This window comes from Qiania dongpingensis (genome assembly GCF_014337195.1).
Taxonomy (GTDB): domain Bacteria; phylum Bacillota; class Clostridia; order Lachnospirales; family Lachnospiraceae; genus Lientehia; species Lientehia dongpingensis.
This window is the reverse complement of sequence record NZ_CP060634.1, coordinates 1,504,820-1,524,077: the sequence shown is the minus strand read 5'-3', so window position 1 is coordinate 1,524,077 and position 19,258 is coordinate 1,504,820. Positions and strand designations below refer to the sequence as shown.

Sequence of the window (19,258 nt, the reverse complement as noted above, 5' to 3'; positions counted from 1 at the left end):
GAATAATATGAGTAAATGGAAAGCCCTGATAATGGGAAATGGAAAGAACCAGGGAAAAAAGAACGTCATTTGGAATATGACAGGAAGCCTGCTGTTCGCACTGTCCAGCATCCTGCTTTTTGCAGTGGCGGCAAGAGCCACGGGAGAATACTACGGCGGTATTTTTTCCATCGCTTTTACTACGGGGCAGATGCTGCTTACGATCGGCTACTATGAAGTGCGCCCTTTTCATGTCACAGATGTAAGCCGTCAATATTCTTTTCCCGAATATCTTTCAGCCAGGATGATCACAAGCGCGGCGATGGCGGCGGCGGGATTTGTCTATGTCTTTGTGAGCAGGCCTTCTGCAGTAAAAGCGGCTGTGATACTTCTCATGTGTTTTTATAAGCTGATGGATGGTGTCGCGGATGTGTTTGAAGGAGAGTTCCACAGACAGGGACGGCTGGACATCGCCGGGAAGTCTATGGCTTTCCGGACCGCTTTCTCAGGAGGAGTATTCATCCTGGTGGTGATCTTATCAAAAGATATTGTTGTGGCAAGCGCTGCTGCGGTTGCTGCTGCGGTATTTGCGTTTGCGGTCTTTGACCTGGTGATGATAGGAGAGTTTGAGCCGCTCCGGCTCTCTCGCGCCTGGGGCCGGGTGTACCATCTGCTGAGAGACTGCTTTTTTCTTTTTATAGGCAGCTTCTTATATCTTTATATCTGCAATGCTGCAAAATATGCCATTGACGCCCATATGACAGAAGAGGCGGTCACATATTATACGGACATCTATCTGCCAACTTCGACCATTAACCTTTTAAGCGGCTTCATGTTCAAGCCGCTTCTGACGACAATGGGAAACAGCTATGAAGCAGGAGAATGGAAAAAATTCAAACAGATCGTGAATAAACTCCTTTTAGGGATTGTGGCGCTGACGGCAATCTGCTGTCTGGGCGCGTTCCTTCTGGGGATTCCGGTGCTTTCTCTGATATTTGGCCATGATCTGACGCCGTATCGCGGCGCACTGGTCATTTTGATCCTCGGCGGAGGATTCAATGCGGCAGTCATGCTGCTTTATTATGCGCTTACCACCATGCGGCGGCAGACCCAGATCCTGATATGCTATGGAACCGCCTTTATCCTTGCGGCGATCGCGGCGCCTGTGCTGGTGAAGCGCTTGGGAATCATGGGCGGAGCAGTATGCTATACACTGGTGATGGGGGCTTTGGCTGTGCTGTTTCTCGGAAACGTCTGGTTTCAGTATCGGAAAGCGAGCAGTCTGTCTGGAGGCGAGATATGACAGAGGATAAAACAGGGAAGATAAATGTGGTAATACCCGTTTATAAGCCGGATGGGAAATTGGGACATTTGCTTCATATGCTGAACAGGCAGTGCAGAAAGCCGGATAAGGTTGTCCTGATGATCACAGACTCCGGTGATGCCTCCGGTGATAATCACGGAGCACAGCTGGAACGGTGGATATTGGAAAGCGATATACCGACGGAGTGTCATTTTCTTTCGCAGGAGGAATTTGATCACGGCGGCACCAGAAACAAAGGGATGGAATACTGTGACGGAGAAGTCGTGGTATATATGACGCAGGATGCCGTTCCGGAAGACGATCATATGATAGAAATGCTGACAGAGCCTTTTTTCGGGGAGTTCTGCGGAGCATCAGAAGGGAATCTGGAAGGGACGGAAATCATCCTCAGCTATGGACGCCAGATGCCTGACAAGGACTGCAGGCCTGTTGAACGGTATACCAGGAGCTTTAATTATCCGGCGCAGTCTCGCATCAAGACGAAGGATGATATCCCTGCCATGGGAATAAAGACCTTTTTTGCGTCCAATGTCTGCGCCGCTTATCGAAAGGATTTATTTTTACTGCAGGGGGGATTTCCGGAAAAGACCATTTTCAATGAAGACATGATATTTGCCGGGAGAGCGGTGCAGGCCGGATACGCGGTGGCTTATGCCGCAGGCGCTCGGGTCATTCATTCCCACAATCTCTCCAATAAGGTACAGTTTCAGAGGAATTTTGATCTGGCCGTATCCCAGGCGGAGCACCCAGAGGTATTCCAGGGAATCCGTTCAGAACGGGAGGGCTTTGCGCTGGTGATAAATACCATGAAATATTTGGCCAGATGCGGGCGGATTTATCTGATTCCCGGAATGCTTTTCACTACAGCCTGCAAATACACAGGATATCTTCTGGGAAAACGATACAAAAAGCTTTCTGCTAAAATGGTGCTGGCCTGCAGCATGAATAAGAGTTATTGGAGGAACAAATGATGGCGGACGTCCTGATTGTAATACCGGCCTATAATGAAGAGAAAAATATCGAGCGGGTGGTGGACAACCTGATCTTTTATTATCCCCAGTTCGACTATGTGGTGGTCAACGACGGCTCAAAAGATAAGACAGCAGAAATCTGCAGAAAAAAGGGGTATCACCTTCTGGATCTGCCGGTAAATCTTGGGCTGGCCGGAGGTTTCCAGGCAGGTTTAAAATATGCTTACCGAAACCACTATCAGTATGCCATCCAGTTTGACGGGGACGGTCAGCACCGGCCGGAATTCATCCAGGCGATGCGGGATAAGATGGATGAGGGGTATGATATTGTCATCGGATCCCGGTTTGTATCGGAAAAGAAACCAAGGACCATGAGGATGCTGGGGAGCAGCCTGATTTCTGCCGCCATTCGGCTGACGACCGGCGTAAGGATAAAAGATCCGACCTCCGGGATGCGCATGTTCAGCCGCCGGATGATGGAGGAATTTGCTTTGAGCCTGAATTATGGGCCGGAGCCGGACACGATTTCCTATTTGCTGAAGCAGGGAGCTAAAGTAGCGGAGGTCCAGGTGAAAATGGACGAGCGTATCGCCGGGGAAAGTTATCTGAATCCGGTGAACGCGGCGAAATATATGAGCAAGATGCTGTTTTCCATTTTACTGATTCAGAATTTCAGAAAGCGGGATAAGCGTTACCGCAGGAAGAATGGAGGAGATGAACGATGACGACGGTACTGCGGGTGATCTTGATTTTGATGTCCCTTCTTGTCTTGCTGCTGATGATGAAAAAAATACGCCAGGCTAAGGCGCAGATCGAGGATTCTATGTTTTGGGTGTTCTTCGCTTTGCTGCTGGTGATCTTCAGCGTTTTCCCCAAAGCGGCGGACTGGCTGTCAGGATTGGTGGGGACCATGTCCACCGCGAATTTCATTTTTCTGCTGATGATCTTTCTGCTTCTGGTAAAGAATTTCTCCATGTCGATCCGGATCTCCCAGCTGGAGACCAAGATGAAAGAGCTGGTGCAGAAAATTGCGCTGGATGACAATGAAGCGGAGAAGAGACTTAAGGAACAGGAGAAGGAGCCAGAGAAATGATGCCTTTAGTGAGTGTATGTATTCCGGCTTATAACAGCGCGGTTTATATAAAGAAGACCATTGAATCCATATTGGATCAGAACTATAAGAATATTGAGCTGGTCGTGGTGGACGACTGCTCTAAGGACAATACGGTGGAGATCGTGAAGAACATCGAAGATCCCAGAATGCGCCTGGTCCAGAATGAAAAGAATCTGGGCATGACCGGTAACTGGAACAAATGCCTGGCGGAAGCGAAGGGAGATTATATCAAGCTGGTCTGTGCAGATGATATCCTATATGCGGATAGTATTCAAAAAGAGCTGGGAGCGCTTCTTAGGCATCCGGATGTGACGCTGGTAATGAGCGATACGGCTCTGATTGATGAAAACGGGATGCGGACAGGGTGTTTTAAACGGTATCCAAAGGCGGGACTCCTAGAGGGTAGGAAGGTGGCTAAACGGGCGCTGATATTCAAGAGCTTCTTTGGCGCCCCCTGCAATACGCTGTTCCCGAGGAGCTCTTATGAGAGAGCGGGAGGATTTGATCCTGAATTTCCGTATATCCTGGACTTTGATATGTGGCTTCGGATGGCCTGTCTGGGAAAGATCTATGTGATTCATGAAGAGCTGAACGGATTCCGGGTGCGGAATGATTCCAATACGGGAAACCTGATCAATGATGACAGGAAGACCTATAATCTGGAACATAAGAACCTGTTAAAAAAGCATAACGCGCTTGGGGCCGTTCATCTGAACCGATTTGAGCTTTGGGTCAGTATGATGATTCGTCATGCAAGAAATGAATTGATTCAGATATATCTGAGGTTGAATGCGAAGAAGAAACGATGAATCATCGTGAGGATATTTATGGGAGCGGAGATGGAGAAATGGAAAGAAATATGGCGCCGGATAAGTGAAAAAAAATTGTGGGTGTTTTGGACTGGCGCCGTCCTGATTCTGACAGCTCTATGGTTCACGACCTTAAAGGCATGTGTTTTACCTGTATTAAAACCATTCAGCACACGGCTTTTAGTTTTGTACTGTGTGTTTTCTCTTTTTTTACTTTTGTTCTGCTTTGGACTTTCTTTTTATCTGATAAAGGCGAAGAAGATAAAAACAGAAAAACTGTTTCTGGTCTGCTGTCTTACGGTTGGAATCGTCTATATGTTTATTCTTCCTCCCCTCACGGCGCCGGATGAGATCGCCCATTATGCCACCGCCTATAAGTGGTCCAATGTTATGATGTTTAAGGAAGCGGCCGATGAAGAAGGTCATGTTTATATGCGGGCAGAAGACGCCAGAGCTCCGTTTGATCACCGAAATACGAAAGAGAATTATCTGACATTGGCAGATTCTTTTTTTAAGCCTTGTCAGAGTGCGGAAACGGTTGTCTTTGATTATAAACTGGTAAATACAGGACCAGTGCCATATATCCCTCAGGCGGTGGGCATCACGTTGGGAAGGCTTATGAATCTTGGATGGGCTATGACCATGTTTCTTGGCCGCCTTATGAATTTATTGGCATTTACCGGATGTGTGTATTGGGCTATAAAACGGATACCGTTTGGAAAGATGGTGCTGTTTTCAGTAGCTATGCTTCCGATGACGATGGAGCTGATTTCTTCCATGTCCTATGATACACTGGCATTGGCGATGGCTATATTGTTTACAGCGGTATGTCTTCAATATAGCCAGACTGCGGACAAGATAGGAAAGAAAGAAGTCGCGGTGCTTGCGGTATTACTAGGTCTGCTGGCTCCGTGCAAGACGGTGTACATTCTTTTGGCCGGCCTTTGTCTGCTGATTCCACGGAAAAAATTTGGCTCGAAAAGATTTTACTGGATATCCGCAGGAGCAGTAATGGGAGCAGCAGTCCTTTCTCTGCTGCTTAATAACATGACAGCGATAGCGGGCTACATCGGAACAGGAGAAAACTATATATCCTGGGCTGGCGAGCCAGGATATACGTTGGGGATGCTCGTGAAAGATCCCGTCAGATTTCTTTTTCTTCTGTTCAATACGGTGAGAGAGTACGCCGGCTTTTATTTGACTCATATGATCGGCTATGAACTGGGATGGAGAAATATCTGTATAGGAGAACTGGCGGTGCTGGCATTTTTGTTTCTTCTGTTTTTATCCTGCCTGAAGACGGAGGATGAAATAGAGGGTATGAAGAGCGGACAAAAAGCGTGGTGTATCGTGATATGCTTAAGCATTGCGTTTTTGATCGGTATGTCGATGCTTTTTGGCTGGACGCCTGCCAGCTGGAGCTTTATTGAAGGGATCCAGGGGAGGTATTTCCTTCCGATTCTGCCGCTTTTTCTATTGACTTTGAGAAATAATAAGATTGTTTTGCGGAAGAATATGGATAAGTGGATCATTGTGCTGGCCATATGCTTTAACGCACTTGTAGTACAGAAAATAGCGGCAGTTTCTCTGGGTACGGTTTTTTAAGGAGATATAGATGGATAAAAGAGGAAATGAGAAAATAAAAAAGCTGTCCGTTGGATTAATCTTGATTGTATTATTGATGTTTTTAGTTGAGATTGGCAGCAATTTTTTTTATTTTAGGCTTTCAGAGGGAGAAAAAGGAGTCCGGAAAATAGCCGACGGCAGCATTGATACGACAGGATTCATACAATCTGCAGAGGGATACCGGCTTGATGGGAATGGAGGAACCCTCCGTATTGAGCTTGGTGGCAAATATGTGGAAAAATTTATGTATTCCTTTGATTATGACGGACTTTTAGATATGATGGTCACAATCCAGTACCACAGCGAATTTGGAAAAGCGGAGCAAAAAACGATTCTTGATAAAAATAGTGCGGTGATTCGTCAGTCAGTGATCAACATAGGAAAGAATGTGGACTGGATTGAGCTTTATACGGACACTTCCCTGCTTCTTGAGGACGGTGTCAGCTATATTGATCTGTCTGCGCTTCCTTTGAACATAACAGATTTATTTGTAAAAAATACTTTTCAATGGAACACTATAAGAATGTTGTGTGTGTTTTTATTTGGTGTTACGATTTTGCTGTTAGTTATATACCGCGCCTTTTTTGGGAAACAGATCGCATTTTCCTTCCTTTTGATTAGTATGACCGGCGGGGTCTTAATACTGACGTGTTTTCCTGTAACGAAAGTGGGCTGGGATGAAGAAACTCATTTTAGAAGAGCTTATGAATTGTCATTGTATCCTGGAGGAGAAGAAGTATCTCCGGAGTTTGCCAAGCTATTTAATTGTGGAATCGAAACCTGGCCGCTGAACCTTCCGGCTTCCATAGAAGAAAAAAAGGAAATAAACGCGTTTTTTGATGAGAACTGTACTGGAGGCGAAGGGGCAGTAGTTCAAAGCTCCGGAATCGATACCTATACAACAGGCTATATTGTTCCGGCATTATTTTTAAAGATAGGCAGATTTTTGAACATGCCATTTTCTCTACTGTATCAGTTTGGCCGTTTGGGAGGACTCCTGCTATACTCTCTTATTATGGCCTTAGCCATTAAAATACTGCCGGTGGGCAAACGTTTGTTGACAATGGTGGGCCTGATGCCGACTCCTATGTTTTTGGCATGCTGCTATTCCTATGATGCGGTTGTTATTGCGTTTGTGTCTCTTGGACTTTCTATTCTTTTACGGGAAGCGCTTGCAAAAGAAGGGACCTTTTCCTGGACAAATTATTTCGTGGCGATGGCTTGTTTGGTTTGGGGGATATTGCCAAAGGCGGTATACGCCCCATTGGTGCTGACAGGCTTACTGATACCGGCTTCCAAATTTAAGGATAACCGCCAGAAATGGCTGATGAGAGCGGGAATCCTCTTTTTTTTCCTGGCTCTCATGTCCACGTTTGTGCTTCCGAGCCTCTTGTCGCCTTCCAGCTATGGAGACAGCAGGGGAGGAGATGTGAGCGTGGCGCTGCAGATGAAAAATATATTAACGCAGCCTTTATCGTATATCAAGGTCCTGACACGGAATGTCTGGAGAAGTCTTCCCAGCTATTTGATCGGAGGAGGTGCTTTTCAGATTTTGGGGCATTGGGGAATAGCCGGATTTGGCAGTGTTACAATGATCTTTTCATGTTTTGCCGTCCTGACGGATAGCTCAGGGAATGAAGAAGAGGTATTGTCCAGAAAAAATAAGATTGTGTTATTTGTAATATCTTTGATGACGGTAGTATTAATATGGACCGCGTTTTATCTGACCTATACGGTGCCGGGGAGCAGTACTATAGAAGGTGTGCAGGGAAGATATTTTCTGCCCGTTCTTCTGCCGCTTTTTCTTGTGGCAGGTGTCCGGCGGCTTCAGATACGATGCTCGGATTCTGCCCGGAATATGATTGTTACAGGATTTTCTGCCTTTTTGCTGTTTACCATGATATGGACACAGCTCCTTATGATTAGGAACATGTAATGGAGGCAATTATTGTGCGAAACAGAAATTCCAATGAAGATACGATGAAGAAAAGAGCAGGTAGCTTGATAAAGCAGGCAATAAATGCTATAATTCTCTGGACTTGGTTATAAAATTGGAACTAAGAAAGGAGTAAGCTGGATGTCAAAAGAACAAAAACGAGAGAAAGACAAAGTACATTTGAAAAAAATGAATAAATAGATTGAAATTTAAGAGATATCAGAAAGGAAAAATAAAATGGGAAAGATTAAAGTAACTGCATGCGATATTGAGGGATTATATGTAATCGAACCGACTGTATTTTCTGATGAACGTGGTTATTTTATGGAAACATATAATCTTAATGATTTTAAGGAAGCGGGGCTTAACATGGTTTTCGTACAGGACAATCAGTCCATGTCCACAAGAGGAGTCCTGCGGGGACTGCATTTTCAAAAACAGTATCCGCAGGGGAAACTGGTGCGAGCCGTAAGGGGGACTGTATTTGATGTGGCGGTAGATTTACGTTCGAAATCGAATACTTATGGGAAATGGTTCGGAGTGGAGCTGTCCGCGGAAAATAAAAAACAATTTTACATTTCACCCGGGTTTGCCCATGGTTTCCTTGTGTTGAGCGATGAGGCTGAATTTGCCTATAAATGTACCGATTTTTATCGTCCGGGAGACGAGGGCGGAGTTGCATGGAATGATCCGGATATTGGAGTGGATTGGCCTCTGCAGGATGGTGTAGAACTGATTATTTCAGAAAAAGATCAAAAATGGCTGGGTTTAAAAGAGACGTTTAAATTTTAAACTCTGGATACTTATGAGAGAAAGGTTCATACCAATGAGTCAGAAAAAATTTAATGTAAAAAAAATCAGCGCGATTTTGCTTCTTGTATATGTGCTGTGTGCGGTTTTCTTTTTATATATTGCGCGGGATAAGATTGAGTACACGTCCGATGAGCTGTACCAGATCGCAAACGTGCCGGAGAAAGATTTAGATGAGCTGACAGACGGAATGACGATTCTGCAGACATTTAAAAGCGAACACCAGTACTTAAACCAGGTACAGGGATATTTCCTTACTTACGGGCGTACAAACAAAGGGACCGTACATCTGCAGGTCCTGGATATGGCGAAGGGTACAGTTCTGGCAGAGAGCACCGTTGAGGCGTCTGAGCTTGGAAACGGCGAATGGCAGACCTTTAAGCTTGGAAAAATGATAGACACGGGGGAAGTGGAAAATCAGCAGATTGGACTTGCGTTCACATTTGAGGGTGGTGAAGCAGGAAGTTCTGTGACAATGACCACCCAAGCCGTTGAAAATGCCGGGGGGAAGCTTCTGGTAAACGGTCAGGAACTGGAAGGCCGTGCTCTTTGCGCCGGCGCTATACAGTCGAATGATTCAGACAAGGCAATGTGGTATCCGGTAGCCCTTTTAATTGTTTTTGTACTGCTTTTGCTGTATTGTGCCTGGAATATCCTTGCGGAGAAAAAGGGCAAGATGACAGCAGGGTTAAAATTCTTATACACCTTGGAACGCTATAACTTTTTGCTGCATCAATTGGTGGCAAGGGATTTTAAAACAAAATACAAACGTTCTGTTCTTGGAGTTTTTTGGAGTTTTTTAAACCCTCTCCTTACAATGGGAGTCCAGTATGTGGTTTTTTCACGGATATTCCGGTTTGATATTCCGGCATATCCCGTTTATTTGCTGACCGGTGTGGTTTTCTTTAATTTTTTTACAGACGCTACGAGCCAGGCAATGAATGCGATCACCGGAAATGCATCGTTGATCACAAAGGTATATGTGCCGAAGTATATTTATCCGATATCAAAGGTATTATCTACCTCCATTAATCTTTTATTGTCGTTGATTCCGCTGTTTTTGGTGGCGGTCATAACCGGCCAGAAAATTACATTGGCATATTTGCTGATTCCGTTTGGAGTCATCTGTTTTTTGACTTTTGTAATAGGGGTTTCATTTATACTTTCAACTGCAATGGTATTTTTCCGGGATATGCAGTTCCTGTGGGGAGTTTTTACCATGCTTTGGATGTATGCGACCCCGATCATTTATCCTGTATCTTTATTAGAAGGAACCTTTCTGCTCACATTCCAGAAAATCAACCCCATGTATTACTATATGTGCTTTTTCAGGACGATCATCATAGACGGGGTTTCTCCGGAGCCGACACAGTATATTATGTGTCTGGGGTTTGCTTTAGCAGCGCTGCTTGTCGGCGGCCTGATTTTCCGAAAGGCCCAGGATCAGTTTGTCCTGCACATTTAAAGAGGTAAATGAGATGACAATGATAAAGGTAAACGATGTGTCCATGCGCTTTTTAATGGCGAATGACAATATTTCCAGCATAAAGGAGTTTGTCACGGCTTTTTTAAAAAGAAAGCTGAAGTTTAAAGAGTTCTGGGCTTTGGAGCATGTGAGCTTTGACGTGAATAAAGGAGAAGTGGTAGGCATTATCGGCCGAAACGGCGCCGGTAAGAGTACCACCCTGAAGATTATTTCCGGGATATTGAAGCCGACGCAGGGGAATGTTGAACGGTACGGAAATATTGTCCCCATGCTGGAGCTGGGATCGGGATTTGATATGGATTTAAGCGGAAAAGAAAACGTATTTCTCAATGGAGCTATTTTGGGATATTCCAAAGAGTTCCTGGAAAGTAAATATGATGAGATACTGGAATTTTCAGAACTGGGCGATTTCATCTACAGTCCCATCCGCAATTATTCTTCTGGTATGCTCATGAGACTGGCATTTTCCATCGCGACAGTAGTAGAGCCGGAAATATTGATCGTAGATGAGATTCTGGCAGTAGGTGATGAAAGTTTTCAGCATAAGAGCAAAGATCGGATGCTGGAGTTGATGAGCGGAGGAACGACTGTCCTGTTTGTATCCCATAGTATGGAGCAGATCAGGGAAATGTGCGATCGTGTAGTCTGGCTGGAAGGCGGGACGGTGAAAATGTTCGGTCCCACTGCTGAAGTATGTGACGCATACGATATTTCAGGACCGGACAGCCGCAGGAGATAATGGGAGAATTCATGAAAAAATTTCAATATCATATTGACGCAGCAGAATGCAGGACAGAGGAACGGCTTCTTAATATAAATGTCAGCGGCTGGTGCGCCATTGATGGCAGGGATAAATTTGATATATTAGTTTTTCAGGACAGTGAGCTGCTTGAGGAACAGAATGTCACAAGAGTAGAACGACAAGATATATGCAGCCTTCTGAAACAGGACGGTAAATTTGGATTTTCATTTCAGGGGGTTTTTAACCTGGACAGTATCAATGACAGGATTCAGATTTTATGCGTAGGGGCACAGACCTTTGAGCTCTTTTCCATGACGAAAAAAGAGCTGTTGGATAAAGCTGAAAAACTTGAGATTTCTTATGCTGTGGACTTCATGGATTTTGATAAAGGAAAATGTACGCTGCGCGGATGGGCTGTTACCCCGGATCATGCGAAGCTGCGTTTTAAAGTCCTGGATGAAAGTGGTGATTCCTGCCGGATAAAGTTTAAGGAAACGGCCAGAAGCGATGTAAGTAAGCTGTTTTTTGGAAGTGTTGATTACAGCTATTGTGGATTTGATATTCGGCTGGATGATTGGACTGATAATAAGCTGATTCTCCGGATTTCTTCAGATACCCATCAGGTAGAGCAGGAGATCAGCAGAAAACAGATTATTAAAGAATCAAAAAAAAGGAAGCAGAAATATTTAAGTGTAACAGAAATCTGTAAGAAGACAAAAGGGGCGGATATTGCGTCTGATGCAAAGATTTTTTTTACGAAGGGACCGGCAGCATTGGGAGCGCAGTGGAGAGAGCGGTATGCCAGTGAGGGCGGGAAATATGAACAGTGGCTGAGAAACCGTACTCCGGGGAGATCAGAGCTGAGGCAGCAAGCGATGGCGGAATTTCCCTGCATGCCTAAAATAAGCATTCTGGTTCCTGCCTATCATACACCGATTTCTTTTTTGAAACAGATGGTAGATTCGGTCAGGAAACAGACTTACCAGAACTGGGAGCTTTGTGTGGCAGACGGCGGAGTGGATGATGATACTGTTGAACGGGAGATGTTGAAGTTTAAAAAGAAAGATCCCAGGATCCGCTATAAAAAGCTTGAGGACAACCTGGGCATCTCAGGTAATACCAATGAAGCTCTTGCCATGGCGGCAGGGGACTTTGTGGCACTGCTGGATCATGATGATATCCTGGAACCGAGCGTCCTTTACGAAGTGGCTAAAGCGTTGAATGAGGACGAGAGCATAGATGTGGTATACACGGATGAGGACAAGGTTTCCACAGATTTAAAACGGTATTTTGAACCGAATTTTAAGCCTGATTATAATCCGGATTTTTTGTGTTCCAATAATTATATCTGTCATTTTTTTGTGGCAAGGAAGGAAATTGCCGAAGAGATAGCTGGTTTTGACAGTAAATTTGACGGATCCCAGGACCATGACTTCATATTCAGGTGTATAGAAAAGGCGAGGAAGGTTTATCACATTCCGAAGATTTTATATCATTGGAGAATGCATATGAACTCGATGGCTGAGAATCCGGAGAGCAAAATGTATTGCTATGAAGCGGGACGTGCCGCAGTGGAAGCGCATTTAGAGCGGATTGGAATTCAGGCGGATGTAGTTTTCTGCCCCAATGTGCTGGGGCGCTATCAAGTGCGCTATCGGGTTCAGGGAAAGCCGATGGTATCAGTCCTGATTCCCAATAAAGATCATATTGAAGACTTGTCCAAATGTATCGACTCTATTTTGGAGAAGACAATATATGACAATTATGAAATCATCATAATTGAAAATAATAGTACAGAACAGGATACTTTTGCATACTATGAAGAGATTTCCAGAAATGAAAAAATCAACATTGTATATTGGAAAAAAGGGTTTAATTATTCGGCCCTCAATAATTATGGGGCTGCTTTTGCCAAAGGAGAATTTCTCTTGCTCCTGAATAACGATACAGAAGTGATAGATGGAAACTGGATGGAGCAGATGTTGGGAAGCTGTCAGCGAAATGGTATCGGTGCGGTGGGAGCAAAGCTCTGTTTTCCGGATGGGACCATTCAGCATTGTGGAGTGATCATTGGTGAGGGAGGCGTTGCGGCACATATCTTTTCCGGGGAGCCTGGAGACTTTATTGGAGAGTTCGCCAGAGCACAGCTCCAGCAGAACCTGAGTGCGGTGACGGCGGCATGTATGATGATAAAGCGCAGCGTTTATGAAGAGGTCGGAGGATTTAATGAAGAATTGGCAGTGGCGTTTAACGATGTCGATTTTTGCCTGAGAATCCGTCAGAGGGGGTACTGGATTGCCTATGAACCGCAGGCGGAGCTGTATCATTACGAGTCAAAAAGCCGTGGGTATGACAAAGACGATGTGAACAGAATTCGTTTTCAAAGAGAAGTGGATTCCATGCAAAGAGTGTGGGGAAAGGTATTGAGTCAGGGGGATCCCTATTTCAATGTTAATTTAACATTGAAAAATGGACAATGTAAATTGAAAACTTCCCATAATTAAGAAAATATAGGAAATAAGACTTTGGTAATTGAAACGAGGCTGGTAAAATAGTATAATTAACCTAGGATATTAGATGGATGATGTATAAAAACGGATGACGAGGTTGAAAAATGCAGAATAGAACAATACTGGTGACAGGAGCCAATGGCTATATTGGCCGGCATGTAGTCAAGGCATTATTGGATATGGGAAACAAAGTGATCGCAGATGATTTGATACTCGACAGCATTGACGAAAGAGCAGAAAAAATACAGGTCCCTATTTTTTCTGGAGCGGAGGACATATATGAACAGCTGGGATCTCCTGATGTTGTAATTCACATGGCATGGAGGAATGGGTTTGTTCATAATGCAGATTCCCATATAACTGATATACCGGCTCATTATACATTTATTCGAAATTTGCTGGCTGGAGGTTTAAAACATATTGCAGTCATGGGCACTATGCATGAAGTGGGGTATTGGGAAGGTGCGATCAAGGAAGATACGCCGACTAATCCAAGCTCTTTTTATGGTATGTCTAAGAATGTCCTGCGTCAGATAACCCTGCAGCTTGCAGGTGAATTTGAGGCAGTGTGCTATTGGATCCGGGCTTTTTATATTTATGGAGATGACCTGAAGAATCACTCTATATTTACGAAGATCGGGCAGATGGAGCGGGAAGGGAAAAAGACGTTTCCTTTTAACAGTGGGAAAAATCTGTATGATTTCATTGAAGTTGATGCTTTGGCCGATCAGATAGCGCATGTGGTGAATCAGGACGAAGTTAAGGGTATCATAAACTGCTGCAGTGGAATACCAGTTTCATTGGCAGATAAAGTGGATGCTTATATAAAAGCAAATAATTTTAAGATCAGGCCGGAATATGGTGCGTTTCCGGACAGGCCTTATGATTCTCCGGGGGTATGGGGAGATACGGAAAAGATAAAGGCGATCATGGGCTGCTCAAAAAAAGAGGATTGAAAAATATGAAATTGGAAAAAGGCACAGAGAATAGAGGCATAATATTTTTTTTCTACGACAAGCAGGGAATTGTAGACAGTTATGTCACTTATATGCTTCGGGAAATGAAAAAATGTGCCCGTGATATATACGTAGTTGTGAACGGGACTCTCAGCGCTGAGGGAAAACGACGCTTTAGTGAGCTTACGGATTATGTTTGGGAGCGGGAAAATAAAGGGCTCGATGTGGGTGCATATCTATATGCACTGAAAAAGATAGGATGGAATAAGCTTAAAGAGTATGATGAATTGGTCATGATGAACCATACAATCATGGGGCCAATCTATCCGATTCAGGAAATGTTTGATGACATGGGCCAGAGAGAGGTCGACTTCTGGGGGCTGTCCATGTTTTATGGGGCCGAATTTGACCCCTTTGATCTTGTGGATGGCGGATATATCCGTGCCCACCTGCAATCTCATTTTATTGTAGTAAGAAGACCCCTATTGTGCAGTGAAGATTACAGAAACTATTGGGAAGAAATTCCTGTTATTACCACATATGCAGAGTCTGTGACTTATCATGAATCTTATTTTACCCATCATTTTGAATCATTAGGATACAAATGGCAGGCGTATGCAGATTGGGAAGGGCTGGAGGATTTCAGCAATTATCCTTTATTAAAGACACCCGTGGAGTTAATAAAGAAAACTCGCTGTCCTTTTTTTAAACGAAGAAGCTTTATGCATAATTATGAGGATTTTCTGCATTCTACGTGTGGAGAACCAAGTGTCCGGCTGATGCAGTTTTTGAAGACCGAGACAGAATACGATATAGACATGATCTGGGAAAATATATTGCGTTGTGAGAACCAGTCGGATATAAAGAAATGTTTAAATCTGAATTATATTGCATCCACAAAGGAATCCCATGATATGTCTGAGACCATCCGTAAAAAGGGAGTGGCTCTGATTTATCATTTCTTTTTTGAGGATTTGCTGGATGAATGTCTTCATTATGCCGGTTCTATGCCTGAAGAAGCGGATATTTATATAACGACTGGGAGTCAGGAAAAAAAGAGGATGCTGGAAGAAGCCTTCAGGTGTTTTCCCAATCGTGTTTCCGTGATTCTGGTTGAAAACAGAGGAAGAGATGTAAGTGCTTTGCTGGTCGGAGCAAAGAGCATTGTACCAAAATATGGATATATATGTTTTGTTCATGATAAAAAGGTGGCATATCTGAGACCTCAGTCTCAGGGAGCGAGCTGGTCTTATAAGTGTTTTGAGAACATATTAAAGAATCAGCATTTGGTTAACAATGTAATCCGTTTGTTTGAAGAAAATCCCAGGCTTGGACTTTTGACAACGGCTCCTCCTAACCATGCTGTATATTATCCTACTTTGGGATATGAATGGGCTGCGAATTTTGACAATGTAAAGAAATTGGCAAAGAAGCTGAATATTCATGTTCCCATCTCCCCGGATAAAGAGCCAATCGCGCCGCTGGGTTCGATGTTCTGGTTCAGAAGCAAAGCTTTGCAGAGGTTATTTGATGAGGATTGGGATTATCCGGATTTTCCGCCGGAGCCGTTAAAGGGAGATGGAACTATCTCTCACGCAATTGAGCGGGTTCATAGTTTTGTGGCTCAGGAGGCAGGCTATTATCCGGCATGGCTTTTCAGCGATGAGGGAGCAGCGCTGGAAATGACGAATGCGACCTTTATGCTGCGCGGCCTTAATACGATCCTTTTTTCAGGAGGTCTGGGAGACGACTATTATGACGGAGTTCAGAGCAAGCTGAGAAAAGAAATGGATAATATCCGGACTCAGAATGTGAACGTAAGGCTGACTCCGACTCTGTATCTGGATTGGGGACAGGGATACAGCGAGAAAAATACGATTCATGAGGACAACTGCGGGGAGGAAGGCTTCCTGGAGGCTGAATTTGAATGGGGGGATGAGGACGTCATGCCCCTACGGGTAAGGTTCGATCCGTGTGAACGCGGCATGTTTATGATGGAAGATGTTAAAATTACATTGGAACTTTCCAAGAATAAGAGAGTCAATATACCACTTAATAAGTGTACCTGTAATGGAAAAATATATGGAGCAAGGATTTTGTTTTTAACATCAGATCCATGGATCGATATCACCTGGGGGAGAAAGAAGCCCGTAGGAATGAAAATTACCGCGAAGGTTTCCATAAAAGTGCCGGAAGATATTTTGAGGCTGCAGTGAAATGTTTGAGAGACTTGGAGGATTTATGGAGCATTCGGTTTTGAAAATAGTTAAAAAGGGGGCCGTTTTTGGCGCTGCGTACTTAAGTGTATGGGGACTGACACAAAAATATATGTTAAGTTCCGAGGGTATAGTCAAGCCGAATAGCATAAGTGCTGTGCTGCTGCTTATTATATTTTTGGCGGCAATTTCCTGGTGTCTGGGTCATAGCGACGCCAGAGCGAGGAGATGTTGTATTGCTCCGAGCGCAATTTTAGGCTGCTGTTATAGAGTCGGTGCAGAGTTTTATTCGACAGGCCACTTAAATCTTAAAAATTGGGAGCTTTATTTTGGAATTCTTGTTTTAAGTTTTGTTTTTTGGATGGTCATTATATTCTTGTATGGTAAGCTGAAGGGATTTATTCTTAGGGAAGATGCAGAACCGAAGGGAAAGCTTGCAGCCATTTTGAATGGAAAGTATTCTTTCTGGTTTTGGTTACTTCTCATAATATTGAGCTGGATACCGGCTTTTTTGGCAACCTATCCGGGAATTTATTCCTATGACGCTTATCCTCAAGTCCTGCAGATATTGGGCGGGGAGGGCCTGAGTGCCCATCATCCGTTGATTCATACGTTTTTGCTGAACGGCTGCCTGTATGCTGGGCATTGGCTGACGGGAGATTATAATACCGGCATGCTGATCTATACAGTAGTTCAGATATTCTTTATGGCATCAGTATTTTCTTATGCACTGGACCGAATGAAGGTTTATAAGATTTCTTTATTTATACGGGTGCTGTCTTATCTGTTTTTGGCTTTTAGTCCGATTAATCAAATCTGGGTATGCCTTACGACGAAGGATACGATTTTCGGAGGCTTGCTCTTGCTGGTGTTTTTGGATATTGTAGATATGGTTTTGGACTCGGAAGTATTTTATTCGTCCAAATACCGGCTTGCTCGTTTTATTGTTTTGGGAATTTTTATGTGCCTGTTTAGAAACCAGGGGATTTATCTGATATTTTTGGCGGCTCCTTTTCTTATTTGGGCGTTGAAGGGGTATAGAAAGAAATGTGCGCTGGTGCTGTTTGCTGTGGTGCTGTCGACAAAGATATTCACAGGCCCCATATCGTCATGGATGGGGGCAAAGCCCGCAAATCCCAGAGAAGCGCTGAGTGTTCCGATTCAGCAGATAGCGAGGGTTCTTGTCCAGGAGCCGGATAGTGTGACAGATGAAGAAAAAGAAATTATTTACCGGTATCTGCCGGAGGAATATATCAGCCAATATAATGCCTCTGTTTCGGATGCGGTGAAGGAAGGTTTTAATGCAAAATATTTTAAAGAGAATCCGATGCCGTTTTTCAAGGTATGGGCGTCGGTTGGCCTGAGAAATTTTTCTGCCTATGTAGATTCCTTTTTGTATGGAAGCTGTGGGTATTTTTATACGGATTATTCGCCGTATTGGGTTCAGTTTATTCTATATGATGGTTCATGGACCTCAGAAGAATTCAATTTCTTGAAAATTGAACGGAATACACTATTTCCCGCATATGATAATTATTTAAGAAAGGTATCGACGGAATTGATTCAGGAAAAAATTCCTGTGGTTTCAGTTATTTTGAATGAGGCATTTCCTTTTTTAACGTTGATATTTGTAGGCGGATATTTATTTTATATCAAACGGTATAAGCTGCTTTTGCCGCTGCTTGTAATTTTTGGTTTCTGGGGAACCAATTTATTGGGACCGGTGATTGTGATGAGATACGCTTTTCCCATAGTCATTTGTGTTCCGTCCATGGTGTCACTGATTTTTATACAACAAAAGGATAAAAGGTTATTGCTCTCTAAAGAAAAAGGAAAGGAGAGATTATGAGGGAAATTGCAGTATTAATACCTTGCTATAATGAAGAAAAAACAGTTTCAAAAGTGGTTTCTGATTTTAAAAATGCTTTACCGGAGGCTTCCATATATGTTTATGATAATAATTCTACCGACAACACTGCAAAATTTGCAGAGGAGGCTGGAGCAATCGTTCGCCATGAAAGCAGGCAAGGTAAAGGAAATGTTATACGAAGGATGTTTAAAGAAATTGACGCGGACTGTTATTTAATGATAGACGGTGATGATACTTATCCGGCGGAACATGCGCATGAGATGTGTGATTTGGTATTAAAGGATAATGTTGACATGGTAATTGGCGACCGATTGTCATCGACTTATTTTTCGGAGAATAAAAGGCCCTTTCATAATTTAGGGAATCGTTTGGTCCGGGGATTGATTAATCGTTTGTTTCATGGTAATGTAAAAGATATCATGACCGGGTACAGGGCGTTTAGCTATGAATTTGTAAAAACGTTTCCGGTATTGTCTAAAGGATTTGAGATTGAAACAGAGATGACGATACACGCTTTGGATAAAAATCTTGTTTTAAAAGAGGTGCCGGTAACATATAGGGACAGGCCAGATGGCAGCGAGTCCAAATTAAATACGTATAGTGACGGAGTAAAAGTCTTAAAAACGATAGCAAAATTATTTAAAGAGTATAAACCGACTTGCTTTTTTTCTGTTTTAAGTTTTTTGTTTTTGCTAATATCATTGATTTTTGGGATTCCAGTTTTTACGGAATATTTTAGTACGGGACTTGTACCACGGTTTCCAACGCTGATATTTGCCGGTTTTATGCTGATTATATCGTTGTTGTTATTTATTTCTGGGGTTATTTTGGAAGTGATAGTAAAAAAACACCGTCAGCTGTTTGAACTTGTATTAATTCGAACGAGGCGGGAAAAAGATAAAGGATAGT

The 19,258-nt window shown here is 43.5% G+C and carries 15 protein-coding genes; all 15 read left to right on the top strand.

All coding sequences use genetic code 11. The annotated features are described in order from the left end of the window. The first annotated feature begins 7 nt into the window (after positions 1 to 7). The 15 genes from H9Q78_RS07170 (at position 8) to H9Q78_RS07100 (ending at position 19,257) form a co-directional block, all read left to right on the top strand. Entirely contained in the window at positions 8 to 1,282 is a 1,275-nt protein-coding gene (locus H9Q78_RS07170; protein WP_249304650.1) for a lipopolysaccharide biosynthesis protein, read from the top strand. Next, positions 1,279 to 2,274 carry a glycosyltransferase gene (locus tag H9Q78_RS07165; RefSeq protein ID WP_249304647.1) on the top strand — a complete coding sequence of 332 codons (996 nt, stop codon included), beginning with the start codon at positions 1,279 to 1,281 and terminating at the stop codon, positions 2,272 to 2,274. Before H9Q78_RS07170 ends, H9Q78_RS07165 begins: the two co-directional genes overlap by 4 nt. Next, entirely contained in the window at positions 2,274 to 2,999 is a 726-nt protein-coding gene (locus H9Q78_RS07160) for a glycosyltransferase family 2 protein (protein ID WP_249304771.1), read from the top strand. The genes H9Q78_RS07165 and H9Q78_RS07160 overlap by 1 nt, the downstream gene beginning before the upstream one ends. Further along, the gene (locus tag H9Q78_RS07155) at positions 2,996 to 3,367 is read left to right on the top strand and encodes a DUF2304 domain-containing protein (protein ID WP_249304646.1); all 372 of its coding nucleotides are present in this window, start codon (positions 2,996 to 2,998) and stop codon (positions 3,365 to 3,367) included. Before H9Q78_RS07160 ends, H9Q78_RS07155 begins: the two co-directional genes overlap by 4 nt. Next, entirely contained in the window at positions 3,364 to 4,197 is an 834-nt protein-coding gene (locus tag H9Q78_RS07150) for a glycosyltransferase (protein ID WP_249304644.1), read from the top strand. The genes H9Q78_RS07155 and H9Q78_RS07150 overlap by 4 nt, the downstream gene beginning before the upstream one ends. An 18-nt stretch (positions 4,198 to 4,215) precedes the next feature. After that, positions 4,216 to 5,802 carry a DUF2142 domain-containing protein gene (locus H9Q78_RS07145; RefSeq protein ID WP_249304643.1) on the top strand — a complete coding sequence of 529 codons (1,587 nt, stop codon included), beginning with the start codon at positions 4,216 to 4,218 and terminating at the stop codon, positions 5,800 to 5,802. 10 nt (positions 5,803 to 5,812) lie between these two features. Then, positions 5,813 to 7,759, top strand: coding sequence for a DUF2142 domain-containing protein (locus H9Q78_RS07140; RefSeq protein WP_249304642.1), 1,947 nt, complete (start codon positions 5,813 to 5,815; stop codon positions 7,757 to 7,759). A 237-nt stretch (positions 7,760 to 7,996) separates the two neighbouring features. Continuing rightward, complete coding sequence (gene rfbC / locus H9Q78_RS07135; protein WP_249304640.1) at positions 7,997 to 8,551, top strand: dTDP-4-dehydrorhamnose 3,5-epimerase; 555 nt, start codon at positions 7,997 to 7,999, stop codon at positions 8,549 to 8,551. 34 nt (positions 8,552 to 8,585) lie between these two features. Further along, positions 8,586 to 10,034 carry an ABC transporter permease gene (locus H9Q78_RS07130; protein WP_249304638.1) on the top strand — a complete coding sequence of 483 codons (1,449 nt, stop codon included), beginning with the start codon at positions 8,586 to 8,588 and terminating at the stop codon, positions 10,032 to 10,034. 19 nt (positions 10,035 to 10,053) lie between these two features. Beyond that, the gene (locus H9Q78_RS07125) at positions 10,054 to 10,794 is read left to right on the top strand and encodes an ABC transporter ATP-binding protein (RefSeq protein ID WP_249304770.1); all 741 of its coding nucleotides are present in this window, start codon (positions 10,054 to 10,056) and stop codon (positions 10,792 to 10,794) included. 11 nt (positions 10,795 to 10,805) lie between these two features. Then, on the top strand, positions 10,806 to 13,301 hold the full coding sequence (locus tag H9Q78_RS07120; RefSeq protein ID WP_249304636.1) for a glycosyltransferase family 2 protein: 2,496 nt from the start codon (positions 10,806 to 10,808) through the stop codon (positions 13,299 to 13,301). Between the two features lie 110 nt (positions 13,302 to 13,411). Next, positions 13,412 to 14,263, top strand: coding sequence for an NAD-dependent epimerase/dehydratase family protein (locus H9Q78_RS07115; RefSeq protein ID WP_249304635.1), 852 nt, complete (start codon positions 13,412 to 13,414; stop codon positions 14,261 to 14,263). A 5-nt stretch (positions 14,264 to 14,268) separates the two neighbouring features. After that, positions 14,269 to 16,479: a rhamnan synthesis F family protein gene (locus H9Q78_RS07110; RefSeq protein ID WP_249304633.1), complete on the top strand. Its 2,211-nt coding sequence runs from the start codon at positions 14,269 to 14,271 to the stop codon at positions 16,477 to 16,479. A 511-nt stretch (positions 16,480 to 16,990) separates the two neighbouring features. Continuing rightward, entirely contained in the window at positions 16,991 to 18,328 is a 1,338-nt protein-coding gene (locus H9Q78_RS07105; RefSeq protein WP_249304631.1) for a DUF6020 family protein, read from the top strand. After that, on the top strand, positions 18,325 to 19,257 hold the full coding sequence (locus H9Q78_RS07100; protein WP_249304628.1) for a glycosyltransferase family 2 protein: 933 nt from the start codon (positions 18,325 to 18,327) through the stop codon (positions 19,255 to 19,257). The genes H9Q78_RS07105 and H9Q78_RS07100 overlap by 4 nt, the downstream gene beginning before the upstream one ends. Position 19,258 lies beyond the last annotated feature (1 nt).